The sequence below is a fragment of the Escherichia sp. E1130 genome, from assembly GCF_005781065.1.
GTDB lineage: Bacteria > Pseudomonadota > Gammaproteobacteria > Enterobacterales > Enterobacteriaceae > Escherichia.
In genome coordinates, this window is record NZ_VATL01000019.1 from 51,012 (window position 1) to 77,333 (window position 26,322).

General features: G+C 47.9%; 23 protein-coding genes and 1 pseudogene. 14 read left to right on the forward strand and 10 right to left on the reverse strand.

Annotation, left to right across the window (positions count from 1 at the left end; all coding sequences use genetic code 11):
• Positions 1 to 200: 200 nt before the first annotated feature.
• Positions 201 to 1,190: a D-lactate dehydrogenase gene (gene ldhA, locus FEK66_RS17940; protein WP_064527367.1), complete on the forward strand. Its 990-nt coding sequence runs from the start codon at positions 201 to 203 to the stop codon at positions 1,188 to 1,190.
• A gap of 141 nt (positions 1,191 to 1,331) precedes the next feature.
• The gene (gene hslJ, locus FEK66_RS17945; RefSeq protein WP_130208751.1) at positions 1,332 to 1,754 is read left to right on the forward strand and encodes a heat shock protein HslJ; all 423 of its coding nucleotides are present in this window, start codon (positions 1,332 to 1,334) and stop codon (positions 1,752 to 1,754) included.
• Here the strand turns inward: hslJ and FEK66_RS17950 are convergent.
• Positions 1,751 to 2,017: a DUF333 domain-containing protein gene (locus tag FEK66_RS17950; RefSeq protein ID WP_130260869.1), complete on the reverse strand. Its 267-nt coding sequence runs from the start codon at positions 2,015 to 2,017 to the stop codon at positions 1,751 to 1,753. The genes hslJ and FEK66_RS17950 overlap by 4 nt on opposite strands.
• A 272-nt stretch (positions 2,018 to 2,289) precedes the next feature.
• Between FEK66_RS17950 and nifJ the strand changes: the two genes are divergently transcribed.
• The 4 genes from nifJ to ttcA all read left to right on the forward strand — a co-directional run bounded on the left by nifJ (position 2,290) and on the right by ttcA (position 8,983).
• Positions 2,290 to 5,814, forward strand: a complete 3,525-nt coding sequence (gene nifJ, locus FEK66_RS17955) for a pyruvate:ferredoxin (flavodoxin) oxidoreductase (RefSeq protein ID WP_135493873.1) — start codon at positions 2,290 to 2,292, stop codon at positions 5,812 to 5,814.
• A 365-nt stretch (positions 5,815 to 6,179) separates the two neighbouring features.
• Complete coding sequence (gene ompC, locus FEK66_RS17960) at positions 6,180 to 7,298, forward strand: porin OmpC (RefSeq protein WP_138211518.1); 1,119 nt, start codon at positions 6,180 to 6,182, stop codon at positions 7,296 to 7,298.
• Between the two features lie 139 nt (positions 7,299 to 7,437).
• On the forward strand, positions 7,438 to 7,872 hold the full coding sequence (uspF, locus tag FEK66_RS17965; protein ID WP_130260872.1) for a universal stress protein UspF: 435 nt from the start codon (positions 7,438 to 7,440) through the stop codon (positions 7,870 to 7,872).
• 175 nt (positions 7,873 to 8,047) lie between these two features.
• Positions 8,048 to 8,983, forward strand: a complete 936-nt coding sequence (ttcA, locus tag FEK66_RS17970; RefSeq protein ID WP_130208761.1) for a tRNA 2-thiocytidine(32) synthetase TtcA — start codon at positions 8,048 to 8,050, stop codon at positions 8,981 to 8,983.
• A 118-nt stretch (positions 8,984 to 9,101) separates the two neighbouring features.
• Here the strand turns inward: ttcA and dbpA are convergent, their stop codons facing one another.
• From dbpA to zntB, 3 genes are all read right to left on the reverse strand, one after another.
• The gene (gene dbpA, locus FEK66_RS17975) at positions 9,102 to 10,475 is read right to left on the reverse strand and encodes an ATP-dependent RNA helicase DbpA (RefSeq protein ID WP_131161816.1); all 1,374 of its coding nucleotides are present in this window, start codon (positions 10,473 to 10,475) and stop codon (positions 9,102 to 9,104) included.
• Between the two features lie 29 nt (positions 10,476 to 10,504).
• Positions 10,505 to 10,678 (reverse strand): protein YnaL, encoded by a 174-nt coding sequence (ynaL, locus tag FEK66_RS26250; protein WP_276319618.1) that lies wholly within the window; start codon positions 10,676 to 10,678, stop codon positions 10,505 to 10,507.
• A gap of 274 nt (positions 10,679 to 10,952) precedes the next feature.
• On the reverse strand, positions 10,953 to 11,936 hold the full coding sequence (zntB, locus tag FEK66_RS17980; RefSeq protein ID WP_130208765.1) for a zinc transporter ZntB: 984 nt from the start codon (positions 11,934 to 11,936) through the stop codon (positions 10,953 to 10,955).
• A gap of 256 nt (positions 11,937 to 12,192) precedes the next feature.
• On the opposite strand from zntB, the gene FEK66_RS17985 reads away from it, so the two are divergent.
• Positions 12,193 to 13,425, forward strand: coding sequence for a sensor domain-containing diguanylate cyclase (locus FEK66_RS17985; RefSeq protein ID WP_135493870.1), 1,233 nt, complete (start codon positions 12,193 to 12,195; stop codon positions 13,423 to 13,425).
• Positions 13,426 to 13,455: 30 nt separating this feature from the next.
• Here the strand turns inward: FEK66_RS17985 and smrA are convergent, their stop codons facing one another.
• Positions 13,456 to 14,019 (reverse strand): DNA endonuclease SmrA, encoded by a 564-nt coding sequence (gene smrA / locus FEK66_RS17990; RefSeq protein WP_130208769.1) that lies wholly within the window; start codon positions 14,017 to 14,019, stop codon positions 13,456 to 13,458.
• A 654-nt stretch (positions 14,020 to 14,673) separates the two neighbouring features.
• On the opposite strand from smrA, the pseudogene FEK66_RS25725 reads away from it, so the two are divergent.
• The 4 genes and pseudogenes from FEK66_RS25725 to uspE form a co-directional block, all read left to right on the forward strand.
• Positions 14,674 to 14,816, forward strand: a pseudogene (locus tag FEK66_RS25725) (AbgT family transporter); the annotation flags it as partial.
• Positions 14,817 to 14,826: 10 nt separating this feature from the next.
• Positions 14,827 to 15,342: a methylated-DNA--[protein]-cysteine S-methyltransferase gene (gene ogt, locus FEK66_RS17995; protein WP_135493868.1), complete on the forward strand. Its 516-nt coding sequence runs from the start codon at positions 14,827 to 14,829 to the stop codon at positions 15,340 to 15,342.
• Positions 15,343 to 15,536: 194 nt separating this feature from the next.
• Entirely contained in the window at positions 15,537 to 16,289 is a 753-nt protein-coding gene (gene fnr / locus FEK66_RS18000; protein ID WP_000611911.1) for a fumarate/nitrate reduction transcriptional regulator Fnr, read from the forward strand.
• A gap of 150 nt (positions 16,290 to 16,439) precedes the next feature.
• Positions 16,440 to 17,390 carry a universal stress protein UspE gene (uspE, locus tag FEK66_RS18005; protein ID WP_130208771.1) on the forward strand — a complete coding sequence of 317 codons (951 nt, stop codon included), beginning with the start codon at positions 16,440 to 16,442 and terminating at the stop codon, positions 17,388 to 17,390.
• 50 nt (positions 17,391 to 17,440) lie between these two features.
• Here the strand turns inward: uspE and FEK66_RS18010 are convergent, their stop codons facing one another.
• Positions 17,441 to 17,698 (reverse strand): DUF2534 family protein, encoded by a 258-nt coding sequence (locus tag FEK66_RS18010; protein ID WP_130208773.1) that lies wholly within the window; start codon positions 17,696 to 17,698, stop codon positions 17,441 to 17,443.
• A gap of 243 nt (positions 17,699 to 17,941) precedes the next feature.
• Between FEK66_RS18010 and ynaI the strand changes: the two genes are divergently transcribed.
• A complete protein-coding gene (ynaI, locus tag FEK66_RS18015; RefSeq protein ID WP_130208775.1) occupies positions 17,942 to 18,973 on the forward strand; it encodes a low conductance mechanosensitive channel YnaI in 1,032 nt (343 codons plus the stop codon).
• A gap of 57 nt (positions 18,974 to 19,030) precedes the next feature.
• Here ynaI and FEK66_RS18020 read toward each other — a convergent pair whose 3' ends face one another.
• The 3 genes from FEK66_RS18020 to mppA form a co-directional block, all read right to left on the reverse strand.
• Positions 19,031 to 20,956 (reverse strand): GH25 family lysozyme, encoded by a 1,926-nt coding sequence (locus FEK66_RS18020; RefSeq protein WP_135493866.1) that lies wholly within the window; start codon positions 20,954 to 20,956, stop codon positions 19,031 to 19,033.
• A gap of 3 nt (positions 20,957 to 20,959) precedes the next feature.
• On the reverse strand, positions 20,960 to 22,039 hold the full coding sequence (locus FEK66_RS18025) for a GH25 family lysozyme (protein WP_240727103.1): 1,080 nt from the start codon (positions 22,037 to 22,039) through the stop codon (positions 20,960 to 20,962).
• Positions 22,040 to 22,226: 187 nt separating this feature from the next.
• Positions 22,227 to 23,840, reverse strand: coding sequence for a murein tripeptide ABC transporter substrate-binding protein MppA (mppA, locus tag FEK66_RS18030; protein WP_131161814.1), 1,614 nt, complete (start codon positions 23,838 to 23,840; stop codon positions 22,227 to 22,229).
• A gap of 182 nt (positions 23,841 to 24,022) precedes the next feature.
• Between mppA and mpaA the strand changes: the two genes are divergently transcribed.
• Positions 24,023 to 24,751 (forward strand): murein tripeptide amidase MpaA, encoded by a 729-nt coding sequence (mpaA, locus tag FEK66_RS18035; RefSeq protein ID WP_064527321.1) that lies wholly within the window; start codon positions 24,023 to 24,025, stop codon positions 24,749 to 24,751.
• Here the strand turns inward: mpaA and ycjG are convergent.
• Complete coding sequence (gene ycjG / locus FEK66_RS18040; RefSeq protein ID WP_135493864.1) at positions 24,726 to 25,691, reverse strand: L-Ala-D/L-Glu epimerase; 966 nt, start codon at positions 25,689 to 25,691, stop codon at positions 24,726 to 24,728. The genes mpaA and ycjG overlap by 26 nt on opposite strands.
• A 118-nt stretch (positions 25,692 to 25,809) precedes the next feature.
• On the opposite strand from ycjG, the gene tpx reads away from it, so the two are divergent.
• Positions 25,810 to 26,316, forward strand: coding sequence for a thiol peroxidase (gene tpx, locus FEK66_RS18045; RefSeq protein ID WP_064527317.1), 507 nt, complete (start codon positions 25,810 to 25,812; stop codon positions 26,314 to 26,316).
• Positions 26,317 to 26,322: the final 6 nt, after the last annotated feature.

Below are 26,322 nucleotides of genomic sequence, written 5' to 3' on the forward strand. Positions count from 1 at the left end.
TAATATCCTGATTTAGCGAAAAATTAAGCAGTCAATACAGGTATTGTGGCATGTTTAACCGTTCAGTTGAAGGTTGCGCCTACACTAAGCATAGATGTTCCTGGAATTTTCAATATCGCCATAACTTTCAATTAAATTTTAAATTTTGTAAAATATTTTTAGTAGCTTAAATGTGATTCAACATCACTGGAGAAAGTCTTATGAAACTCGCCGTATATAGCACAAAACAGTACGACAAAAAGTACCTGCAACAGGTGAACGAGTCCTTTGGCTTTGAGCTGGAATTTTTTGACTTTCTGCTGACGGAAAAAACGGCAAAAACCGCCAACGGTTGCGAAGCAGTATGTATTTTCGTAAACGACGACGGCAGCCGTCCGGTGCTGGAGGAGCTGAAAAAGCACGGCGTTAAGTATATCGCCCTGCGCTGTGCCGGTTTCAATAACGTCGACCTCGACGCGGCAAAAGAGCTGGGGTTCAAAGTGGTGCGTGTCCCAGCTTACGATCCGGAAGCCGTTGCTGAACATGCGATTGGTATGATGATGACGCTGAACCGTCGTATTCACCGCGCGTATCAGCGTACCCGTGACGCCAACTTCTCTCTGGAGGGGCTTACTGGTTTTACCATGTACGGTAAAACGGCGGGGGTGATTGGCACCGGTAAAATCGGTGTAGCAATGCTGCGTATACTGAAAGGTTTTGGTATGCGCCTGTTGGCATTCGATCCGTATCCAAGTGCAGCAGCACTGGAACTCGGCGTGGAATATGTCGATCTGCCGACCTTGTTCTCTGAATCAGACGTTATCTCCCTACACTGCCCGCTGACGCCGGAGAACTACCACCTGCTGAATGAGGCGGCGTTCGATCAGATGAAAAATGGCGTAATGATCATCAACACCAGCCGTGGTGCGCTGATTGATTCACAAGCCGCGATTGAAGCACTGAAAAACCAGAAAATTGGCTCGCTGGGAATGGACGTGTATGAGAATGAACGCGATCTGTTCTTTGAAGATAAATCCAACGATGTGATTCAGGATGATGTTTTCCGTCGTCTGTCAGCCTGCCATAACGTACTGTTCACCGGACACCAGGCGTTCCTGACGGCAGAAGCCCTGACCAGTATTTCCCAGACAACGCTGCAAAATTTGAGCAATCTGGAAAAAGGCGAACCCTGCCCGAACGAACTGGTTTAATTTTGCGGCTCCCCTGCAAGTCAGGGGAGCTTATTCAGATAATCCCCAAAGATCTTTCATCCACTATCCTTAAAATACGTTTGAAGGACGGATAAGGCGCGTCGCGTTGCATCCGGTATATACCTTAAGTTGAGAACCACAATGAAGAAAGTTGCCGCGCTAGTCGCGCTAAGCCTGCTGATGGCGGGATGTGTAAGTAATGACAAAATTGCTGTAACGCCAGAACAGTTACAGCATCACCGTTTCGTACTGGAAAGTGTAAATGGTCAACCTGTTGCCAGCGAGAAAAACCCGCCAGAAATCAGCTTTGGTGAAAAGATGATGATTTCTGGCAACATGTGCAACCGCTTTAGCGGCGAAGGTAAACTTTCGGACGGAGAACTAAAAGTTAAAGGACTGGCAATGACTCGTATGATGTGTGCCAATCCACAGCTTAACGAACTCGATAACACCATCCGCGAAATGCTGAAAGAAGGTGCGCAAGTGGATCTGACCGCGAATCAGTTAACGCTGGCGACCGCAAAACAGACATTAACGTATAAGCTGGCGGATTTAATGAATTAATAATTGCCACAACTTCCGGCGGCAAGCGACTGTTCGCTACAGCGTTTGCCGTTGGGCAATGCACACATCCCGATCGCTGTACCATCCAGTTGACGGGCAACGGAAAGCGAACCGCCAATCATCGCACAATTTGCCTCTCCGCTACTCGACATTGACGCTTTTAAACCTGGGGCCACATGTGCCGCGGTCGCCTGCTGAACAGGTTCACTACTACACGCCGACAACAATAAAACAGCAGCCCCTACGCACAACATTACTCGCATCTTTACTTCCTCAAATCTTTAAGTCCAACGACACCGCCGTAATAATAGGCAGCTCAGGCGGCTACGTCGAGAACTGTATTGTGAATTGCAACGTATTGTTACTATTTTGTGGCTATTTTTTTGTACCGGATTTGATCAAAACATTCATTACGCTGATATAGAGAACACAAAAGCGAAAATGCAGCAGAAAGCCGTTTGCTAAAATTAAAAGATTACTACTGGGCGCGCAGCTTTTTCGTGCGCCCCTCATTTGCGCAATGTAAGGGTGTCGTATGATCACAATTGACGGAAATGGCGCGGTAGCTTCGGTGGCATTTCGCACCAGTGAAGTTATCGCCATTTACCCTATTACCCCGAGTTCCACGATGGCTGAACAGGCTGATGCCTGGGCCGGAAACGGCCTGAAGAACGTATGGGGAGATACACCTCGTGTGGTTGAAATGCAGTCAGAAGCTGGCGCTATCGCAACTGTGCATGGTGCTTTGCAAACAGGCGCTCTTTCGACATCATTTACATCGTCGCAGGGTTTACTGCTGATGATCCCGACGCTGTATAAACTGGCAGGTGAGCTGACGCCGTTTGTACTGCATGTGGCAGCGCGTACTGTGGCCACTCATGCGCTCTCTATTTTTGGCGATCATTCAGATGTGATGGCGGTACGTCAGACTGGCTGCGCCATGCTGTGTGCAGCAAACGTGCAGGAAGCCCAAGACTTTGCTCTCATTTCGCACATCGCAACACTGAAAAGCCGCGTGCCATTTATTCATTTCTTTGATGGTTTCCGCACTTCCCACGAAATCAACAAAATTGTCCCGCTGGCCGACGACACTATTCTTGAGCTAATGCCCCAGGCAGAAATTGATGCTCATCGCATTCGCGCACTTAACCCGGAACATCCGGTAATCCGCGGTACGTCGGCTAATCCGGACACTTACTTCCAGTCACGTGAGGCCACTAACCCGTGGTACAACGCGGTCTATGACCATGTTGAACAGGCGATGGCTGATTTCGCTGCCGCGACAGGTCGCCAGTATCAGCCGTTTGAGTATTATGGTCATCCGCAAGCGGAACGGGTAATTATCCTGATGGGGTCGGCCATCGGCACCTGTGAAGAAGTCGTGGACGAATTGCTGACCCGTGGCGAAAAAGTGGGCGTACTAAAAGTGCGACTTTACCGCCCTTTCTCCGCCAGACACTTACTGCAAGCATTGCCGAACTCTGTACGTACTGTGGCGGTGCTGGATCGCACCAAAGAGCCTGGTGCGCAGGCAGAACCCCTGTATCTGGATGTAATGACGGCGCTGGCTGAAGCCTTTAATAATGGCGAGCGCGAAACACTGCCACGCGTCATTGGCGGGCGCTATGGTCTTTCATCCAAAGAATTTGGCCCAGACTGTGTACTGGCGGTATTTGCCGAACTCAACGCAGCTAAACCGAAAGCTCGCTTTACCGTCGGTATTTATGACGATGTGACCAATTTGTCGCTACCATTGCCGGAAAATACTCTGCCAAATTCGGCAAAACTGGAAGCACTCTTTTACGGGCTGGGTAGCGACGGCAGCGTTTCCGCAACTAAAAACAATATCAAAATTATCGGTAACTCCACGCCGTGGTATGCCCAGGGCTATTTTGTTTACGACTCTAAAAAAGCGGGTGGCCTGACAGTTTCCCATCTGCGCGTAAGCGAGCAGCCCATCCGTTCCGCGTATTTGATTTCGCAAGCTGATTTTGTTGGCTGCCACCAGTTGCAGTTTATCGACAAATATCAAATGGCCGAGCGTTTAAAACCTGGTGGCATTTTCCTGCTTAACACACCGTACAGCGCCGATGAAGTGTGGTCGCGGCTGCCGCAAGAAGTTCAGGCTGTGTTGAATCAGAAAAAAGCGCGTTTCTATGTGATTAACGCGGCGAAAATTGCCCGCGAATGTGGGCTGGCAGCACGCATTAACACCGTCATGCAGATGGCTTTCTTCCACCTGACGCAAATTCTGCCTGGCGACAGCGCCCTGGCCGAACTTCAGGGCGCCATTGCCAAAAGTTACAGCAGCAAAGGCCAGGATCTGGTGGAACGCAACTGGCAAGCTCTGGCGCTGGCGCGCGAGTCCGTTGAAGAAGTACCACTGCAACCGGTAAATCCGCAAAGTGCCAACCGTCCACCAGTGGTATCTGATGCCGCACCTGATTTTGTCAAAACGGTTACCGCTGCGATGCTCGCCGGACTTGGCGACGCCCTCCCCGTTTCGGCGCTGCCGCCAGACGGCACCTGGCCGATGGGCACTACTCGCTGGGAAAAACGCAACATTGCCGAAGAGATCCCTATCTGGAAAGAGGAACTCTGTACTCAATGTAACCACTGCGTCGCGGCTTGCCCACACTCCGCCATTCGCGCGAAAGTCGTACCGCCCGAAGCGATGGAAAACGCTCCGACCAGCCTGCATTCACTGGATGTGAAATCTCGTGATATGCGCGGACAGAAATATGTGTTGCAGGTCGCACCGGAAGACTGCACCGGTTGTAACCTATGCGTAGAAGTTTGCCCGGCGAAAGACCGACAAAATCCAGAGATCAAAGCCATCAATATGATGTCGCGTCTGGAACATGTGGAAGAAGAGAAAATCAATTACGACTTCTTCCTGAATTTACCAGAAATCGACCGCAGCAAACTGGAACGTATTGATATTCGTACTTCGCAGTTGATCACTCCGCTGTTTGAATATTCTGGCGCTTGCTCCGGTTGTGGTGAGACGCCGTATATCAAATTGCTCACTCAGCTCTATGGCGATCGGATGTTGATTGCCAACGCTACTGGTTGTTCTTCTATTTACGGCGGCAACCTGCCCTCCACGCCATATACCACTGATGCCAACGGTCGTGGACCGGCATGGGCGAACTCGCTATTTGAAGATAATGCCGAATTCGGCCTTGGTTTCCGCCTGACAGTCGATCAACACCGTGTCCGCGTGCTGCGTCTGCTGGATCAATTTGCTGATAAAATCCCTACTGAGTTACTGACTGCGTTGAAATCAGACGCCACACCAGACGTTCGTCGCGAACAAGTCGCTGCTCTGCGCCAGCAACTCAAAGATGTGGCTGAAGCGCATGAACTGCTGCGTGACGCAGATGCACTGGTGGAGAAATCAATCTGGCTGATTGGTGGTGACGGCTGGGCTTACGACATCGGCTTTGGCGGTCTGGATCATGTGTTGAGTCTGACGGAAAACGTCAACATCCTGGTGCTGGATACGCAATGCTATTCCAATACCGGTGGTCAGGCATCGAAAGCCACCCCGCTTGGCGCGGTAACTAAGTTTGGTGAACATGGCAAACGCAAAGCACGCAAAGATCTTGGTGTTAGCATGATGATGTACGGTCATGTTTATGTCGCGCAGATTTCTCTTGGCGCACAACTCAACCAGACGGTGAAAGCGATACAGGAAGCAGAAGCGTATCCGGGGCCATCGCTGATTATTGCTTACAGCCCATGTGAAGAGCACGGTTATGACCTGGCATTAAGTCACGACCAGATGCGTCAACTCACCGCAACTGGCTTCTGGCCGCTGTATCGCTTTGACCCGCGTCGAACCGATGAAGGTAAACTGCCTCTGGCGCTGGATTCCCGCCCGCCTTCAGAAGCTCTGGAAGAAACGCTTCTTCATGAGCAGCGTTTCCGCCGTCTGAACACGCAACAGCCGGAAGTGGCCGAACAGTTATGGAAAGATGCCGCCGCTGATTTGCAAAAACGTTATGACTTCCTGGCACAAATGGCCGGAAAGGCGGAAAAAAATAGCACCGAGTAACCTTTCTGGATAACTATTATCCAATTCAAAAAAAAGCCCGAACGAAAGTTCGGGCTTGTCTTTTTATTCGTTGGAAAAACATTAGTAATGCAATGGCCCAACCGAAAATAAAATCTGTGACAATAAAGGCATATAACCCGCGCAGAATAACCCATGCTTTATTAAATGTATAATTTTTATTTTGCATGATTCCCCAAAAACACATTCATCAAACTTATTACTATTTCCATAGAATTATTTGATTAAGGTTTTACTTAAGGCGTAACAAATGATATTTATCTGCTAACTGAACTTCTCCTTTAGGATGTTTTCATTCCCCAAACAGGGGAAATTAAGGCAAATAAAAAAACTAAAGGATTTATTCAATGAAAAGCAAAGTACTGGCGCTCTTAATCCCTGCCCTGCTCGCCGCAGGTGCTGCACATGCAGCAGAAATTTATAATAAAGACGGCAATAAATTAGACCTGTACGGCAAAGTCGATGGCCTGCATTATTTTTCTGATAATGCGAATAGTGATGGCGATCAAACTTATGTACGTTTTGGTTTTAAAGGCGAAACTCAAATTACCGATCAACTGGTCGGTTATGGTCAGTGGGAATATAACGTTCAGGCTAATGGCTCTGAAAATGATAAAGGCGACTCCTGGACTCGTCTGGCATTTGCTGGTCTGAAATTTGGTGACTTCGATTCATTTGACTATGGTCGTAATTATGGTGTGATGTACGACATCGAAGGCTGGACAGATATGCTGCCTGAATTCGGTGGCGATTCTTATACCAAAGCCGATAACTATATGACCGGTCGTGCAAACGGCGTCGCGACCTACCGTAACACCGATTTCTTCGGTCTGGTTGATGGCCTGAACTTTGCTGTGCAGTATCAGGGAGCGAACGAAAACCAGGTTAGTCATGAGCAAGAAGGTACGGCAAACGGCGGCAGTCGTAATATTAAGAATGCCAATGGCGACGGTTTCGGTATCTCCTCTACCTACGACTTAGGTATGGGGGTGAGCATTGGTGCTGCGTATACCAGTTCTGATCGTACCAACCAACAGGCTGAATTCTCTACTGCAAAAGGCGATAAGGCTGACGCATGGACGGCAGGGGCAAAATACGATGCTAACAATATCTACCTTGCAACCATGTACTCTGAAACCCGTAACATGACGCCTTACGGCAATTCTGCAAATACGATTGCCAACAAAACCCAGAACTTTGAAGTTACTGCCCAGTATCAGTTTGATTTTGGCCTGCGTCCGGCTGTCTCCTTCCTGATGTCTAAAGGCAACGATTTAGTCGGTACTGATGGCGATAAAGATCTGGTTAAATACGCCGACGTTGGCGCAACATATTATTTCAACAAAAACATGTCCACCTATGTTGATTATAAAATCAACCTACTTGATGAGGATGACAGCTTCTACGCTGCGAACGGTATCTCTACCGATGATATCGTTGCTTTAGGTCTGGTATACCAGTTTTAATCTTGCCTGCCCGCCGTTTGGCGGGCATTTTCTTCATATTTCTCCTCCCTTGATCTAAATTAAAAATGTGAACTCCGTCATTACACAAAATGAGTCATCTGGCGTTACACTTTATGCGGATACTAAAACAGGAGGTTTTATGAACAGAACGATTCTTGTCCCTATCGATATTTCAGATTCAGAATTAACTCAACGTGTGATTAGCCACGTTGAGGCAGAGGCAAAGATTGATGATGCAGAGGTTCATTTCCTGACGGTAATACCTTCGCTACCCTACTATGCCTCTCTGGGATTAGCGTATTCCGCAGAGTTACCGGCAATGGATGACCTGAAAGCGGAAGCCAAATCGCAACTGGAAAAAGTCATTAAAAAATTCAAACTGCCGACTGACAGAGTGCATGTCCATGTTGAAGAAGGTTCGCCAAAAGACCGTATTCTGGAAATGGCGAAAAAAATCCCTGCTCACATGATAATCATTGCTTCTCATCGACCGGATATCACCACCTACCTGCTCGGCTCTAACGCCGCTGCCGTAGTACGTCACGCCGAGTGCTCAGTGCTGGTCGTGCGCTAACACTAACGCCCGCAGACCGCTGCGGGCTTTTTGATTCATTTCGCAAATGTGCTGACATTTTCCCCTCTAATCCGTACCATACACGCCACAGTTTTTATATCAGATTTCTTATGCTGGGCGTTCCGGCATGACGCATACTTTTCTGATGCCATATAACGAATTGAGTCGCTATTAAATGTCGCAAAATCAAGAAATTAGTAAGAAAGAACAATACAATCTCAACAAATTGCAAAAACGTCTGCGTCGTAACGTGGGCGAAGCCATTGCTGACTTCAATATGATTGAAGATGGCGACCGCATTATGGTTTGCCTCTCCGGGGGCAAAGACAGCTATACCATGCTGGAGATCCTGCGTAATTTGCAGCAAAGCGCGCCAATCAATTTCTCGCTGGTTGCCGTTAACCTCGACCAGAAACAGCCTGGTTTCCCGGAACACGTCCTGCCGGAGTATCTCGATAAGCTGGGCGTTGAGTATAAGATTGTTGAAGAGAATACTTACGGGATCGTAAAAGAGAAAATCCCTGAAGGAAAAACTACCTGCTCGCTCTGCTCTCGTCTGCGTCGCGGTATCCTTTATCGCACCGCAACAGAACTGGGTGCCACGAAAATCGCACTGGGTCACCACCGCGACGATATCCTGCAAACACTGTTCTTAAATATGTTCTACGGTGGCAAGATGAAGGGGATGCCGCCGAAACTGATGAGCGATGATGGCAAACATATCGTGATTCGTCCGCTGGCCTACTGCCGCGAAAAAGATATTCAGCGTTTTGCCGATGCGAAAGCGTTCCCGATTATTCCGTGCAACCTGTGCGGCTCGCAGCCTAACCTGCAACGTCAGGTGATTGCCGATATGCTCCGTGACTGGGATAAGCGTTATCCGGGACGTATCGAGACAATGTTCAGCGCGATGCAAAATGTAGTGCCGTCTCATCTGTGCGATACCAGTCTGTTCGATTTCAAAGGCATTACCCACGGTTCAGAAGTGGTTAACGGCGGTGATCTGGCGTTTGATCGCGAAGAGCTGCCACTACAACCGACGGGCTGGCAGCCTGAAGAAGACGAAAATCAGCTGGATGAACTGCGGCTGAATGTGGTTGAAGTGAAATAATCAGGATAACGCCCGATGCGTAAGATTATCGGGCTACTCTTATGCATGCCGGATAAGACGCGGCCAGCGTCGCATCCGGCGAGATGTTTAGCCTTGCATCAGGCAATTCAACATTTCGTTATTTTAATAACCGTACCCGGCAAGTTTTTCCTTTAATCTTGCCGCCCTGTAACTGCTTCCATGTCTTATGAGCAACAGCCTGTCGCACAGCGACATAGACATGCGCTGGGTGCACGGTGATTTTGCCAATATCTGCGCCATCCAGCCCGATATCTCCTGTCAGCGCGCCTAATACATCACCGGGACGCATTTTGGCTTTTTTCCCGCCATCGATACACAACGTTGCCATTTCAGCCTCCAGCGGCACAATGTCCCTGCTGGCTGGTAACGTTTGCCAGTTAAGTTTCATCTGCAACATGTCGGCAATGATATTAGCGCGCTGTGCTTCTTCTGGCGCACAGAAACTGATTGCCAGACCGCTATTCCCGGCACGCGCCGTACGCCCGATACGATGCACATGAACTTCAGGATCCCACGCCAGCTCAAAGTTCACCACCAGCTCAAGCGATTTAATATCCAGACCACGCGCAGCGACATCGGTCGCTACCAGCACACGAGCGCTACCGTTGGCAAAACGAACCAACGTCTGGTCGCGATCGCGCTGTTCCAGATCGCCATGTAACGACAATGCACTTTGCCCCACTTCATTCAGTGCGTCACACACAGCCTGGCAATCTTTTTTGGTGTTACAAAACACCACACAAGACGCTGGCTGATGCAAACTTAATAACCGTTGCAACAACGGAATTTTGCCCTTGCTGGATGTCTCATAAAATTGTTGTTCAATAGGCGGAAGAGCATCTGTTGTGTCTATTTCAATCGCCAGGGGATCTCGTTGTACACGACCGCTTATCGCGGCGATCGCTTCCGGCCAGGTGGCAGAGAAGAGAAGCGTCTGGCGAGAAGCTGGCGCAAAACCGATGACTTCATCAATTGCGTCGCTAAACCCCATATCTAGCATACGGTCGGCTTCATCCATGACCAACGTATTCAACGCATCTAACGAAACAGTGCCTTTTTGCAGGTGATCCAGCAAACGCCCCGGCGTTGCCACGATGATATGCGGCGCGTGTTGCAGTGAATCGCGCTGAATGCCAAACGGCTGACCGCCGCATAAGGTCAAGATCTTGGTATTTGGTAGGAAACGCGCCAGCCGACGTAACTCCCCTGCGACTTGATCCGCCAGTTCACGAGTCGGACACAGCACTAAAGCCTGAGTCTGAAACAGCGACGCATCAATTTGCTGTAACAACCCGAGGCCAAATGCCGCGGTTTTTCCGCTGCCGGTTTTCGCCTGCACGCGAACATCTTTTCCAGCAAGGATCGCCGGAAGTGCGGCGGCCTGCACTGGTGTCATGGTTAAGTAACCCAACTCATTAAGGTTAGTGAGCTGGGCGGGAGGCAAAACGTTCAGGGTAGAAAAAGCGGTCACAATCTATTCTCGTGGTCATCAGCGCAAAGTTAGCAGGCGCGTATCCTCGCAGATCTACGCTCACGTTGCGACAATTTAATCGGTTCTTCATCGGGCGGCGGGTCGGGCATAGGTTGTGGACGAGGGATTGGATCGGGGACTGGGACGGGATCGCCAGGAATCGGTTCAGGGACAGGAATTTGCAAATAAATGAGTGTCATCATATTTCCCTTTGGTCATTGGGTAGACTCTTAAAGGGTAGACGTTGACAGATAACAGACAAAAAAAAGCCGACTTATCTAAGTCGGCGTCGTACGAATCAATTGTGCTATGCAGTAATTCAAAAAAGGAAGTAAGACAATATGGAGCGCAACGCCCATCGCTTGACGTTGCATTCACCTGCGTGGAAGATATTGCCCTGATTGGGTAGAGAGTTTATTGACCTCGCTCAAACTTTACGGCGTTTTTGTATACAGAAACCCGGGGAAATTGCTTTTGTTACAACCATTTACTACGATGCAACCATAAAGCAACACCACCAATAAGAACAACTAACAGAATACAAAAAAGCGAAAAACCAAATTGCCATCCTCCACCTGGAATACCGCCGAGGTTAACGCCAAATAACCCGGTTAAAAATGTACTGGGTAAAAAGACCATTGCCATCAATGACATTGTGTAAGTACGGCGGGCTAAATTTTCCTGCATCACTTGGGCGATTTCGTCCGCCATCACGCCAGTTCTCGCAATGCACGCGTCAATCTCATCCAGACCGCGCCCAAGACGGTCAGCAATATCCTGCATTCGGCGCCGTTGATCGTCATTCATCCAGGGCAGGCGCTCACTGGCAAGACGAGCATAAACATCTCGCTGCGGCGCCATATAGCGACGCATAACAATGAGTTGTTTTCGTAGTAGTGCCAGGAAACCGCGCGGCGGAATTTGTTGATCAAGTAAATTATCTTCCAGGTCGATAATTTTATCGTGCAGTTGCTCTATAAACTCATTGGAGTGATCGGTTAATGCATCACACACATCCACCAGCCAGCCTCCGCAATCAGTCGGGCCGGTACCCTCTTCCAGATCGCTAACTACATCGTCTAACGCCAGTACTTTACGTTGTCGGGTCGAGACAATGAACCGACCGTCCATATAAACACGCATGGCGACCAGCTGGTCGGGACGTTCATCAGTACTGCCATTAATGCAGCGCAACGTAATCAACGTCCCTTCACCAAGACGGCTGACTCTGGGTCGCGTGCTTTCCCCTGCCAGCGCGTCACGCACGTTATTTGGTAGCAATGGTGTCGTTGCCAGCCACTGCGCGCTGTCATGGTGCACATAATTAAGGTGGAGCCAGCAGGGATGCTCTTCATCTATCTCATCTGTATTTTCCAGCGGTTTAACGCCGCCTTTACCATCCAACATCCAGGCAAATACTGCATCCGGTACATTTATGTCCGCTCCCTTAATCGTTTCCACAGTGCCTCCATTATCAATGCTTTATTTTGTAGTCTAGTCTTCTGGTCATCTTACGCAACATCTCCTCACCCCATTACCCTGAAATGATTAATAAAATCCTGTCAAAACTAAATACAGAAAGCAAAATACTTTTCATGATTAGAAAAGGGGTAAAGTGTTAAATAGCGTCTATCATTATCAGAATTATCTGATCATTCGTGGTGGCATTTTTGCGATCAGATAACAATAGAAAATTGATAAAAATAACGGGATTTCAATGACTACGCACAACTTCAATACCCTGGACTTATTAACCAGTCCTGTCTGGATCGTTTCCCCCTTCGAGGAACGGTTAATTTATGCCAATAGCGCTGCGCAACTGTTGATGCAAGAACTCACTTTTAGTCAGCTACGAACCGGCCTCTATTCCGTCTCCTCCCAAAACGAACTACCAAAATATCTCGTAGACCTGCATAACCAACTCGATATTGTAGAAATTCTCACGGTCAAGCGTAATGGTGAAGAGACAGCGCTAAGCTGTCGGTTAACCCTCAAAGAGATTGGTGATTCTGGGGAAGTGATTATATTTGAAGGGATGGAGACACCCGCAAGTCTGGGCTTAAAAGCCAGCCGATCTGCAAATTATCAGCGTAAAAAACAAGGGTTTTATGCGCGTTTTTTTCTGACTAACTCCGCGCCAATGCTGTTGATAGATCCCTCGAGTGATGGCCAAATTGTCGACGCCAATGTGGCCGCACTCAATTTCTATGGCTATAACCATGAAACAATCTGTCAGAAACACACCTGGGAAATTAATATTCTTGGGCGTCGCGTGATGCCTGTCATGCATGAAATTTCGCGTTTACCCGGCGGACATAAACCTCTTAACTTTGTCCATAAGCTGGCAGATGGTTCCACTCGCCATGTGCAAACTTATGCCGGGCCAATTGAGATTTATGGCGACAAGTTAATGTTATGCATCGTGCATGACATTACCGAGCAAAAAAGGCTGGAACAACAACTGGAACACGCGGCTCACCATGACGCGTTGACGGGGTTACTTAACCGCCGACAATTTTATCACATCACCGAGCAAGGCCAGATGCAGCATCTCGCAATCGCTCAGGATTACAGTTTGCTGCTTATCGACACCGATCGTTTTAAGCATATTAATGACCTGTACGGTCACCAGAAAGGTGATGAAGTTTTATGCACTCTGGCACGTACACTCGAAAGCTGCGCTCGCAAAGGCGATATGGTGTTTCGATGGGGAGGTGAAGAGTTCGTCTTGTTATTACCCAGAACTCCGCTGGATACCGCAATTTCTCTCGCTGAAACTATCCGATTGAGCGTGGCAAAAGTGAGTATTTCTGGCTTACCGCGTTTTACGGTCAGCATTGGCGTGGCACATCACGAAGGCAATGAAGGCATCGATGAATTGTTTAAACGCGTAGATGATGCGTTGTATCGGGCGAAAAATGACGGACGCAACCGCGTACTGGCGGCTTGATATTTTCAATAGCGCGGAAGCGTCAATGAATTATCGACTGCGTTTAGCGTGACGCTCCCAGTTTTCTTGTTTCGCCTGCGCTGTTTTACGCAGTGCTACGTAACACGCCCCGCTGCCGCCATGATGCGGTAGCGCGGTGCAATAAGCCTGTACATCATCAAACTCTGTCAGCCAACGTGCGACATAACTACGGACAATGTTGGCGTGAGACTTATCTTCTCTGCCTTTGCCGTGAATAATAAGTACATTACGCAAACCATCCGCCCGCGCCTGATGAATAAAACTAAACACCATTTTGCGGCACTCTTCCACCGACTGGCGAAGTAAATTCAGGCTAGCCTGTTGCGGATATTTGCCGCTGCGTAGCTTATCGATCACCCCATGTTGCAAACCTTCCCGACGAAATTCCAGGGGCTGATTTAGCGGGATGATGTCGAGAAATCCTGTGGTGAGGAAATTATCAAGTTGCAGCGTGTCTATACGCTGTGGCGCACGTTGGTTACGCACAGGATGCCAGTGGACATCAGTAGCACGTTTCAGTGGTTGGACATCTTCCATGGCGTCAAGAAACAGCGATTTGTCGTCAAGGTTCATGTAACCTCCTATGTACCTTCGCACGTCGTGATCCAGACGAGTTAATTGTTCATACATCTGATGCCTGCTGTATCGTTCACTTCGCAAGTTGAAGCAACATCTTGCTCCATACAGGCTAGTGTCCCCGCAGGCGGGGCATTTTATACCAGCCTGGTTGCAGTATCGAACAGTTTAAGCCGGGAGTGAGCCTGCACAGGCCCTAATTAAGGCGATTTGTCCATCACAGCAACCAATATATGATGACGGTAATTTGTTGCACTTCGCCTGAAATATACTTCAGCAAATCACTCTGCAATATGTTTAACCCCCGCACAGGTTAATCATCCGCTAAATTCACCAGTCGATTAACGATGCATGATTATTCAATCATGAGATGAACGTTTTAACTTATATTTTCGTGAAATCTGTCACTGAAGAAAATTGGCAACTGATGGGCAAAACCGTTATAACACTGTCACCGGCTGACAGGAAGCAGGCCGGATTCAAGACGCGGATGCACTGCTGTGTGTACTGTAGAGTCTGGCGGATGTCGACAGGCTCTATTTTTTTATTCATTTGTTTGCATTGCAGAAAACCACATTCTCGCTGGTGTCGGGAGAAGTAACGAAGCGGCAGACGCATTTAGCCCGGAAATCCACCTCAGCGCTATCGATCAAACCGGAAACTAATCCAGGTACCTACTATTCATTAGTCGTACCGTACCCTCTTATCTTCTTGTGGTATGGCTGCTAATGTTGCTTGCATGGTATCTTGTCGGTCTGCTGATTAGTCCGGGGGTTTACCCACATTTATCTTAAGAGAGAACGGATGCTGAGATTACTTGAAGAAAAAATTGCCACGCCACTGGGTCCTCTGTGGGTTATTTGCGATGAACAATTTCGTCTGCGGGCGGTTGAGTGGGAAGAGTATAGCGATCGCATGGTGCAATTGCTGGACATCCATTATCGCAAAGAAGGTTATGAGCGTATTCCCGCCACCAATCCCGGCGGGTTAAGCGATAAACTTCGTGATTATTTTGCCGGTAATCTAAGCATTATTGATTCCCTACCCACTGCCACCGGCGGTACGCCATTTCAACGGGAAGTATGGAAAACGCTACGCACTATCCCGTGTGGACAGGTAATGCATTACGGTCAACTGGCAGAACAACTAGGCCGCCCAGGGGCCGCGCGTGCCGTCGGCGCAGCCAACGGTGCAAACCCGATCAGTATTGTGGTGCCTTGTCACCGGGTCATTGGCCGAAACGGCACGATGACAGGATATGCAGGCGGAGTGCAGCGAAAAGAGTGGCTATTGCGCCATGAAGGTTATCTTTTACTGTAAACATTAAGCAATTTGTGCCTGCGTGTTCACAGTTTTACGTAAAGTTACCCTTAACAATCTAAGGTTTTTCAATTAGATAGACATAAATTTACATCTATTATCGGAATTCTCCGCTGTTAAGGTTTGCTTAGACTTACTTGCTCCCTAAAAAGATGTTAAAATTGACAAATATCAATTACGGCTTGAGCAGACCTATGATCCCGGAAAAGCGAATTATACGGCGCATTCAGTCTGGCGGTTGTGCTATCCATTGCCAGGATTGCAGCATCAGTCAGCTTTGCATCCCGTTCACACTCAACGAACATGAGCTTGATCAGCTTGATAATATCATTGAGCGAAAGAAGCCTATTCAGAAAGGCCAGACGCTGTTTAAGGCTGGTGATGAACTTAAATCGCTTTATGCCATCCGCTCCGGTACGATTAAAAGTTATACCATTACAGAGCAAGGCGACGAGCAAATCACTGGCTTTCATTTAGCAGGCGATCTGGTGGGTTTCGATGCCATAGGCAGCGGTCATCATCCAAGCTTCGCCCAGGCGCTGGAAACCTCGATGGTGTGTGAAATACCGTTCGAAACGCTGGACGATCTGTCCGGTAAAATGCCAAATTTGCGCCAACAAATGATGCGTCTGATGAGCGGCGAAATTAAAGGCGATCAGGACATGATCCTGCTATTGTCGAAGAAAAATGCCGAAGAACGTCTGGCTGCATTTATCTATAATCTGTCCCGTCGTTTTGCCCAACGCGGCTTCTCCCCTCGTGAATTCCGCCTGACGATGACTCGTGGCGATATCGGTAACTATCTGGGCCTGACAGTTGAAACCATCAGCCGTCTGCTGGGGCGCTTCCAGAAAAGCGGCATGCTGGCAGTCAAAGGTAAATATATCACCATCGAAAATAACGATGCGCTGGCCCAACTAGCCGGTCATACACGCAACGTCGCCTGATTTTTCCGCATAACTCACTATCCTTCTGTCATATCATTAAATTTTTCTCATTTATTGATCTGGCAGAAGGTTCATCACTGTTTCATTCACCAGATCTAGGTTACTCTTTTAATACAAACTGCATTGACAGTTGTTGTAAGGAGACTCTGTATGGCTATGTATCAGAACATGCTTGTTGTTATCGATCCTAATCAGGACGATCAACCCGCATTACGGCGAGCTGTTTATTTGCATCAACGGATTGGTGGCAAAATTAAAGCCTTTTTGCCTATTTATGACTTCTCATACGAGATGACTACCCTACTCTCCCCGGATGAGCGGACCGCCATGCGTCAGGGCGTCATTAGTCAGCGTACTGCGTGGATCCACGAGCAGGCGAAATATTATCTTAACGCTGGCGTTCCCATTGAAATTAAAGTGGTCTGGCATAACCGTCCTTTCGAAGCCATCATTCAGGAAGTACTTAGCGGTGGGCACGATCTGGTGCTAAAAATGGCGCACCAACATGACCGCCTGGAAGCGGTGATTTTTACGCCAACAGATTGGCACCTGTTACGCAAATGCCCAAGCCCGGTGTGGATGGTGAAAGACCAACCGTGGCCGGAAGGGGGTAAGGCACTGGTGGCGGTGAATCTCGCCAGCGAAGAGCCGTATCATAATGCGCTCAATGAAAAACTGGTGAAAGAGACGATCGAACTGGCGGACCAGGTCAACCACACCGAGGTACATCTGGTTGGTGCTTATCCAGTAACCCCCATCAATATTGCGATTGAACTGCCGGAATTTGATCCAAGCGTTTATAACGATGCTATTCGCGGGCAACATTTACTGGCGATGAAAGCCCTGCGGCAGAAATTCAGCATTGACGAGAAAATGACGCATGTCGAAAAAGGTCTACCGGAAGAAGTGATTCCCGATTTAGCGGAGCATTTACAGGCAGGGATTGTGGTTCTGGGAACCGTAGGACGCACTGGTATTTCTGCGGCATTCCTTGGCAATACGGCGGAACAAGTGATTGATCATCTTCGCTGCGACCTGCTGGTGATTAAACCCGACCAATACCAGACACCTGTCGAACTGGATGACGAAGACGACGATTAATCGTTCGTCACTTACTTTCAAGGCCCGAAGTTACGGGCCTTTTCTTTTACTTACTTTTCCTCTCCACCGAGGAAATAAATACCCAGCGGGATTGCCAGTAACACGGTAAAGACCAGACTATAGACAAAAATCATCGATGACTGAATCACATACATGGATGTCGTCCATTCGGACAGCGGGATATTGTATTGTTCAATAACACCACCGATAGTCGCGCGAGTCACTACCGACGCCGCAATAATGAAAACCGCCAACAAACCTATGAGAAACTTTCTCCCTTTCGCTGACTTCAGTTTCGCCATGATCATAATGTAATCCTTTTGCAGATAAACCCTTTGTTACTTGTGTGTAACAATACCATGACATTTTGGTGTTGTCTGCCCTGAAAGCAATAGATTGTCGCGTAACATATCATCAACTCGTTGATAAATTAGCTAATGTTGCTACTTCCTTCCCTGTCTATTGATGATATGCATGAATTATCGCGATAAAATAACCCCGCCAGGGGTTTCCGGCATGACGTCAACAATCTGGAGGAGCCTAATAAAACAATGATCGCTGAACTGTTTACAAATAATGCGCTTAATCTGGTCATTATTTTCGGTAGCTGCGCAGCATTGATTCTTATGAGCTTTTGGTTTCGCCGTGGAAATCATAAAAGAAAAGGATTCTTATTCCACGCAGTGCAATTTTTAATCTACACCATAATTATCAGTGCTGTTGGTAGCATCATTAATTATGTCATCGAAAACTACAAACTCAAATTTATCACACCGGACGCCGTTGATTTTATCTGTACGTCACTGATAGCCCTTATCCTGACGGTTAAGTTATTCCTTCTAATCAATCAGTTTGAACGGAAGCAGATTAAAAAAGGCCGCGATATTACCAGTGCACGGATTATGTCGCGGATCATCAAAATCAGCATCATCGTCGTCATTGTTCTGCTCTATGGCGAACATTTCGGCATGAGCCTTTCAGGCTTGCTGACTTTTGGTGGTATTGGTGGCCTTGCAGTAGGTATGGCCGGTAAGGATATTCTGAGCAACTTCTTTTCCGGCATTATGCTCTATTTTGATCGCCCCTTTAGTATTGGCGACTGGATCCGTTCTCCTGACAGAAATATCGAAGGAACGGTGGCAGAAATTGGCTGGCGAATGACTAAAATCACCACATTTGATCATCGTCCGCTGTACGTGCCGAACTCACTGTTTTCATCTATCAGCGTTGAAAACCCCGGTCGAATGACCAACCGTCGTATTACTACGACCATTGGTTTACGTTATGAAGATGCGGCTAAAGTGGGCGCTATTGTCGAAGCGGTACGCGAAATGCTTACAAATCATCCCGCCATCGACCAGCAGCAAACCCTATTGGTTTATTTCAACCAGTTTGCCGATTCGTCGCTAAATATTATGGTTTATTGTTTTACTAAAACCACGGTTTGGGCCGAATGGCTTGCCGCCCAGCAGGACGTATATTTGAAAATTATCGATATTGTACAGTCGCATGGCGCGGATTTTGCCTTCCCCAGCCAGACGTTGTATATGGAGAATAACACACTACCAGAACAGGTGAAGTAATAACCTGCAGAAACTGGATGGCGATATGCTTATTCGCCATCCAGTCTTATTTATTATTCAATTAACAGCAGCCAGCGCGACATTATTCTCGCCAGCTTTAAACTGAACATATTGTTCCTCAGTACCAAAGAAAACTTCAGACTCCGTACTGTGACCGATCCCCGGTACCGTTTCATTCCCTGAATATTGCCAAAGCGTCCAGGGATTGCGTCCTTCAAGCTTCACACCAGCTTGTCCCCAATACCCCATCCACACCATATACTGCTCGAATCGACTATCCATGAAATGTGACAGGTTATTATGATTTCCATAAAATATGGGGGTTTTGTGATAATTTTGGTAGATTAAATCGGCAAAACGCAAAATATCATTACGTGCATTAGCCATTCCCGATTTTTTAAAGCAGTTTAGTTGAGTTGTATCTTCACCTTCAGGATTTACCAATAAAATGCCGGGCGGTAACATTTTCGGCTCTGCGGGCAGGAGACTTTTTGCCGTTTCCAATTGCGCCTCAGGTGTGCGGCAAAAATCAAATTTGAAATAACCTCCACGATCAAATTTGGAATCAGCTAATTGTTTCCAGTGAGACTTAAATGATGAATCGGGACCTCTCCAGCCAACCACTCTCGCATACACAAAACGCGCAGATGATTTTTCCTGGAATAATTTCCAGTCTATTTCACCATCGTTAGAAGAAATATCATGTCCGTGAATTGGGTAAATTTCCGGCGTTTTAAAAATACGAATGTCAGGACGGTTGGGAATTGCACTTACGGGGCCATAAGGAATCTCAATCGATTTATTATCTTTTTCCTGATTATCTGCGGGGACAGGGGCTGACTTATCAATCGAGAATGAGGCTACATCAATATTCGTAAACTCCCCTGCTTTACCCGCAGCCAGCTGAGTCTTATTATCCAGACGACTTGCCGCAGGTTCATTGATGAAGAAGAATCCCCCTGGACCCGCTGGCATTTCTGTTGCACCTATCCAGGCATCGCTTAAATGTAATCCCTTACCTTGTTCATCCAGTTTTTCATTAATATCTGAATATTGATCATTAACATAGATAAATAAACTCAACGTTCTGGTTATTCCTGCGTAGTATTCTTTTTTTCCATCTACTTTTACCATATACGACTTACCAAAACGTTCGTCGGCAACGCCATTCGTTACTCCTTTGATAATTGTATCGAAAAAGACACTGCCGCGCTTTGCCTCCAGTGAGTAAACCTCTGTTTTATCATCACCGGCAGCTATTGCATAGGCACCAGGATTACTGTACGAGTTAGAATTACCCGCGCCGATAGTCATGCCGTACAAGCCAGAACCAAAGCAGGCATTGACTAAAGTCAGAACATGGAAATAACGCTTTGCCAGAATATTAAGTTGTGTGTTCAGAGCTGGCATTTCATACATGCCTTTTGAACCATCAATATCCGTAGCGTTGCTCAATACAAATGCAGGTGCTTTATCAGAATTACCATTTTGAGTGCCAAAACGACCATGGCCTGAATAAGCAATTAACAAGCGAGCTTTCTTATCAAACATCATCCCTCTGGCAGGTAAATATTCCTTTAAAAAATAATTAATATTATCTAATGAAGCTTCCTGATCTCTCAATAAAATAACCTCATCAAACTTCTGTCCGTTGATCAGAAAATCAGCCATTCTTTGGCCATCCACCGCGGCTGCCGGAATATCTGCATGTAATAGTGGATATTTTGAAATTGCAATAATCAACCCGATGGAGCGCGTTTTCGCTGCATCCTGATCGGGTATTTTTAACGCATCACTGATCCGGATATCCAGTTTCCCTGGGTTCTCTGGCCCATAGTGGACAAAAAAATGACAATATTCATCAGGGACCATTGCGCCATTTTTGCAAATGTCATCTGCGCGGGCATCAGTCATTCCCAGTGATATTCCTGCAATTAACAGCCCCAGGACCGTTTTACATAAATTTGGCCATCGCCTGTTCATGATTTAAAACTCCTGCACACCCAGAGTGGAATAAAACTCAGCGGTCGGGCCCTTGTATATACTGGCATCGAATTTCTGACTTGATCCCAAATTAAGCTGCGCAGCATCGGTAAACTGCCAGATTGCCCATTTTGTCTGGTTAATTGAACGCGGCGTTTCGCTGGCCTGTGCCTGATTAGAATAATCAGCCAGCCACAGATTATGTTCTGCAACCTGGGCAAAACTTTTTTCTCCGCCGACGGCATCTTTCCACCACGCCCGCGCAGTGTAGATAACCGGTTTACGCCCTAAATCGGCTTCTACCTGCGCGGTGAATGCCTTGATCATCGTGATTATTTCAGTGGGTTTACGCTTCTGCCAGCGGTCCTTACCTGTTGATGAATCTACATCCCACTCAACATCCACCGCCGGTGGCATATCTGTCGCCCTTAACCCGCCATTGGCTTTAATAACTTTAACAAACGTCATTGCCTGCTTGCGTCCCCACAATTCCGCGTCGTCTGCCGGTGTGCCACTGGAAAGAAAGTGGTAGGCCCCACGGTGAAGTTTTATCCCTCGCTCAGTATCCCCAGCCCGCTGCCAAAAACCGGCGAATTCAGGATCAACATAACGCGTTCCTTGACTGGACTTCATATACAAGAACACAGACTTATTTTTTGCCAACAGTTCGATCGGGAAGTTTTTACCGTTATGATGGCTGATATCCACACCAAATAAAGAACTGGGTCGTGGTTGATTCAATACCGAATCGTAAGCGACATCAGCCGGAAATTTAAAATATTTTTTTACCGCAAAGGAATCAAACTCTTTATCACGAGATGGATCCGATTCCAGTATTTTTACAAACAATTCTTGTCGTGAGAGATCATTCGTTAAGTTTTCCAGCCCCAACGACGTGGCATCGGGCAGTGATTCTGCGGCCAGGCTTAAAGAAGGATAATGAAGGAGTAATAACGAGATAACTAAAGGAATAGCTAAGGACTTTTTCATTTTACCACCCCATTTTAGCTGTGTGTCTGTTTGCGAATGAAAATTTTCACAAGGAACGCAATACGTCTTGCGTTGTAAAGAAAAGTAAAGCACAGCTTATATTGGGAGTATGTAATACACCTTTTAAATAAAATATTTGATTATTATTTATGCTGGACATTGGCAGAAAAATTCAAATAATTATCTTGGGTGTGATTTTTATAGGGGGGATTTTAAAAAAGAAGGTATTTTATCGGGGTTGTTAAATCTGGCGCGCATAAACGCGCCAGATGACATCATATTAATGCTTCACAATATACATTGTGCGACTATACGCCACATCTTCCGGGTTATTAATTGGATAACCTTTCAACCACGGTTTGATTAATCGCCCATTGGTATACTGGTAAATCGGTGCAATAGGCGCTTGTTCTATGAGAATTTTCTCTGCCGCGTTGTAATCGGCATTGCGCGCTTTAACGGTATTTTCAGTCGATGCCTGGGCCAGCACTTTATCGTATGCCGGATTATTAAACCCTGAAATATTTCCCGAGTGCGTTGACGTTAACAGCGTCAGGAAGGTAGACGGTTCATTATAGTCCCCTACCCATGATGCGCGGATAACGTCAAAATTACCGGTGTTACGGCTATCGATATAGGTTTTCCATTCCTGATTTTGCAATTTGACGTCCACACCAAGATTCTTTTTCCACATCGACGCTACGGCAATCGCAATTTTCTGATGGTTTTCTGAAGTGTTATACAACAGCGTCAGCTTCAGCGGTTTTTGCGGACCATAACCGGCTGCGCTCAACAAAGTTTTTGCCTGCGCATTCAGTTCTTCCTGACTCATTTGTTCAAACGGCGAAGGCTCCGGCGTAAATCCGGCAGTAACATCTGGCGTAAAATGCCATGCTGGTTTTTCACCGGTGCCTAATACTTTTTCCGTCATCAGGCGGCGGTCAATCGTCATACTTAATGCCAAACGAACGCGTTGATCTGCCGTCGGACCTTTTTGCGTATTGAAGGCATAATAATAAGTCCCCAGCTGCGGCGGTGTATAAACCTGCCCTGGAATATCCTTCAACAGCTTTTGATACATATTTTTCGGGAAGGACTCAGTGATATCAATATCACCTGCAAGATAACGTTTCGTGGCAGCGGACTCCTGGTTAATCGGCAGGAAAGTCACTTTTTGCAGTACCGTTTTTGCGTTATCCCAATAATGGGTATTCGGTACAACCACCAGCTTTTCATTCACTACGCGTTCTTTAAGCACATATGCGCCGTTGCCGATAAGTTTCCCTGGTTTTGTCCAATCTTTACCGCTTTCAACGTTGGCTTTTTGCACCGGGAAGAAGGCAAAGTTGGCCGTCAAATTAACAAACCACGGCAATGGCTTATCAAGCTGGATTTTCAGGGTATGGGCATCAACGGCAGTGACGCCAAGTTGGTCAGGCGTGGCTTTACCATCAATAATCGCCTGAGCATTGTTTACCCCCGCCAGCGCGGCAAACCAGGCAAATGGGGACAACGTTTTCGGGTCTACCAGACGTTGCCAGCTATAGACAAAATCCTGCGCGGTAACCGGTGTGCCATCTGCCCATTTAGCATCATCGCGCAGGGTAAAGGTCCAGATACGGTTGTCATTGCTTTTCCACTGGGTGGCGACGCCGGGGACAATCTCCCCTTTTTCATTCTGATTCACGAGTCCTTCAAACAAATCGCGAATCACCTGAATCTCTGGCAAACCAACCGCTTTCGCGGGATCCAATGATGCAGGCTCATCCTTAATATGACGCACCAGCTCCTGCTTGTCTGCCAGTACTGTGCCGCTCGGAACATCAGCAGCATACGAAAGAGAAATGCTGCTGACTAACAGCGCACAACAAGTTACTGAAACAGAGTGCTTCATAAGTTACCCTCAAACCGACGTTAATATTGATGCGTAATTATTTGTTTCTCCTTAAAGAAATGCAAATAACTTCCGGCCAAAAAGTGATAAAAGATCGATAACATATCGTTGTCGAAAAGGATTTGATAATCCACAAAATTTGCACAACACTGCCTGTAATACTTCTATTGTCAGAGACGATTATGACCGTGACTCGCCCACGCGCCGAACGGGGCGCTTTCCCCCCAGGAACTGAACATTACGGACGTTCATTATTGGGTGCGCCGCTGCTCTGGTTTCCCGCCCATGCCGCCAGCAGCGAAAGTGGTTTGATTCTTGCTGGTACCCACGGCGATGAGAATTCTTCCGTCGTCGCCCTCTCCTGCGCATTACGCACATTAACACCGTCTTTGCGCCGCCATCATGTGGTGCTGTGTGTGAATCCCGACGGTTGCCAGTTGGGTCTACGTGCCAATGCTAATGGTGTGGATTTAAACCGAAACTTTCCCGCGGCGAACTGGAAGGAAGGTGAAACGGTTTATCGCTGGAACAGTGCCGCCGAAGAGCGCGACGTTGTCTTGCTGACCGGAGATAAACCCGGCTCCGAACCTGAAACCCAGGCGTTATGCCAACTCATTCACCGCATTCAGCCCGCCTGGGTCGTCTCGTTCCACGATCCGCTGGCGTGTATTGAAGATCCCAGACACAGCGAATTAGGTGAATGGCTGGCCCAGGCATTTGAATTGCCGCTGGTAACCAGCGTCGGCTACGACACCCCCGGATCCTTTGGCAGTTGGTGTGCAGACCTGAACTTGCACTGTATCACTGCTGAGTTTCCCCCCATCTCCGCCGATGAAGCCAGCGAAAAATATCTTTTTGCGATGGCGAATTTACTGCGCTGGCATCCTAAAGATGCAATTCGCCGGTCGTAAACTGAAGAGCCGGTTCCACATCCACCGCCAGCCAGGTCGGCCCGTCGAGATCGGCGAAGCTGACCTGCGGCGCCAGCGGTAATGCTGCGCTAATGGCGCGTGAGGTGCATAACATGCAGCCCAACATCAGGCTGAAGCCTTGTGCACGCGCTTCTGTTGCCAGCGCCAACGCTTCCGTCAGGCCGCCGGTTTTATCAAGCTTGATATTAACCATCTCATAGCGCCCTTTCAGCGCCTTCAGGTTGCTGCGGGTATGACAACTTTCGTCCGCGCAAATAGGCAATGGATGGATAAAATTCTCCAGCGCCGCATCGTCCTGAGCCGGGAGAGGTTGCTCCAGCATTGCGACGCCTAAATCGGCCAGCAACTGGCATCGAGCCGCCAGTCCTTCCGCACGCCAGGATTCATTAGCATCAACAATTAACGTCGCATCCGGCACTGCCGCGCGAATCGCCACCATCCGCTCGCTGATAAGATGATTATCCAGCTTCACTTTTAGCAGCTTAGCCCCAGCCTGCCATAGTGCTGCGGCACTGGCTGCCATCTGATCCGGCGTACCGATCACTACCGTCTGCGCAGTGGTGATCGTTTCAGGAAGAGAGATACCGGTAAGTACAGCCAGCGTCTGCTGCTGTTGTCTTGCGGCCAGATCCCACAGCGCACAATCCAGCGCATTACGCGCCGCACCGGCAGGCAGAACTTTTTGCAACTCTGCGCGCGTCAGCCCTTTTTCCAGTTGTGGGACCACGCTCATTATTTGCGCCATGACTGAGGCATCACTTTCGCCATAGCGCGGATAAGGCGTACATTCGCCCGTACCTTTGACGCCTTCTTCTTCCAGTTCAACCACCACCACGCGCGCTTCACTGCGGCTTCCCCGCGCAATAACAAACGGGGTATGTAACGGCCAGGCTTCCTCAAATACCTTAACGGTTCTCATCTTTACTCCTTGTTGCCGCGGTGGTCTGCGGATTAAGCGCAAATAGCGATTGCTGTGTTATTGACAGTTAGCATAAACTAGGCGTGACGTTAACTATATGTAAACAGGAAAGATAATCATGTCACAAATCGTTCATTTCCAGGGCAACCCGGTTACAGTCGCCAATTCCATCCCGCAAGCGGGTAGCAAAGCGCAGACTTTTACTCTCGTGGCAAAAGATCTGTCTGACGTCACCCTCGGTCAGTTTGCGGGCAAACGCAAAGTGCTGAACATTTTCCCGAGCATTGATACCGGTGTTTGCGCCGCATCAGTACGTAAGTTTAACCAACTGGCAACCGAAATCGACAACACGGTTGTGCTGTGCATCTCCGCCGATCTGCCGTTTGCTCAGTCTCGTTTCTGCGGCGCGGAAGGTCTGAACAACGTTATCACTCTCTCCACTTTCCGTAACGCTGAATTCCTGCAAGCTTACGGCGTTGAGATCGCTGAAGGCCCACTGAAAGGTCTGGCGGCTCGTGCGGTTGTCGTTATTGATGAAAATGATAATGTGATCTTCAGTCAGTTGGTCAATGAAATCACCACTGAGCCGGATTACGAAGCAGCTCTCGCGGTACTGAAAGCGTAAATTATT

What these genes read in the sequence shown, in the direction of transcription:
- ldhA (WP_064527367.1), top strand. Translation starts at nt 201, where the DNA reads ATGAAACTCGCCGTATATAGCACAAAACAGTACGACAAAAAGTACCTG.
- hslJ (WP_130208751.1), top strand. Translation starts at nt 1,332, where the DNA reads ATGAAGAAAGTTGCCGCGCTAGTCGCGCTAAGCCTGCTGATGGCGGGA.
- FEK66_RS17950 (WP_130260869.1), bottom strand. Translation starts at nt 2,017, where the DNA reads ATGCGAGTAATGTTGTGCGTAGGGGCTGCTGTTTTATTGTTGTCGGCG.
- nifJ (WP_135493873.1), top strand. Translation starts at nt 2,290, where the DNA reads ATGATCACAATTGACGGAAATGGCGCGGTAGCTTCGGTGGCATTTCGC.
- ompC (WP_138211518.1), top strand. Translation starts at nt 6,180, where the DNA reads ATGAAAAGCAAAGTACTGGCGCTCTTAATCCCTGCCCTGCTCGCCGCA.
- uspF (WP_130260872.1), top strand. Translation starts at nt 7,438, where the DNA reads ATGAACAGAACGATTCTTGTCCCTATCGATATTTCAGATTCAGAATTA.
- ttcA (WP_130208761.1), top strand. Translation starts at nt 8,048, where the DNA reads ATGTCGCAAAATCAAGAAATTAGTAAGAAAGAACAATACAATCTCAAC.
- ynaL (WP_276319618.1), bottom strand. Translation starts at nt 10,678, where the DNA reads ATGATGACACTCATTTATTTGCAAATTCCTGTCCCTGAACCGATTCCT.
- FEK66_RS17985 (WP_135493870.1), top strand. Translation starts at nt 12,193, where the DNA reads ATGACTACGCACAACTTCAATACCCTGGACTTATTAACCAGTCCTGTC.
- smrA (WP_130208769.1), bottom strand. Translation starts at nt 14,019, where the DNA reads ATGAACCTTGACGACAAATCGCTGTTTCTTGACGCCATGGAAGATGTC.
- ogt (WP_135493868.1), top strand. Translation starts at nt 14,827, where the DNA reads ATGCTGAGATTACTTGAAGAAAAAATTGCCACGCCACTGGGTCCTCTG.
- fnr (WP_000611911.1), top strand. Translation starts at nt 15,537, where the DNA reads ATGATCCCGGAAAAGCGAATTATACGGCGCATTCAGTCTGGCGGTTGT.
- uspE (WP_130208771.1), top strand. Translation starts at nt 16,440, where the DNA reads ATGGCTATGTATCAGAACATGCTTGTTGTTATCGATCCTAATCAGGAC.
- FEK66_RS18010 (WP_130208773.1), bottom strand. Translation starts at nt 17,698, where the DNA reads ATGATCATGGCGAAACTGAAGTCAGCGAAAGGGAGAAAGTTTCTCATA.
- ynaI (WP_130208775.1), top strand. Translation starts at nt 17,942, where the DNA reads ATGATCGCTGAACTGTTTACAAATAATGCGCTTAATCTGGTCATTATT.
- FEK66_RS18020 (WP_135493866.1), bottom strand. Translation starts at nt 20,956, where the DNA reads ATGAACAGGCGATGGCCAAATTTATGTAAAACGGTCCTGGGGCTGTTA.
- mppA (WP_131161814.1), bottom strand. Translation starts at nt 23,840, where the DNA reads ATGAAGCACTCTGTTTCAGTAACTTGTTGTGCGCTGTTAGTCAGCAGC.
- mpaA (WP_064527321.1), top strand. Translation starts at nt 24,023, where the DNA reads ATGACCGTGACTCGCCCACGCGCCGAACGGGGCGCTTTCCCCCCAGGA.
- ycjG (WP_135493864.1), bottom strand. Translation starts at nt 25,691, where the DNA reads ATGAGAACCGTTAAGGTATTTGAGGAAGCCTGGCCGTTACATACCCCG.
- tpx (WP_064527317.1), top strand. Translation starts at nt 25,810, where the DNA reads ATGTCACAAATCGTTCATTTCCAGGGCAACCCGGTTACAGTCGCCAAT.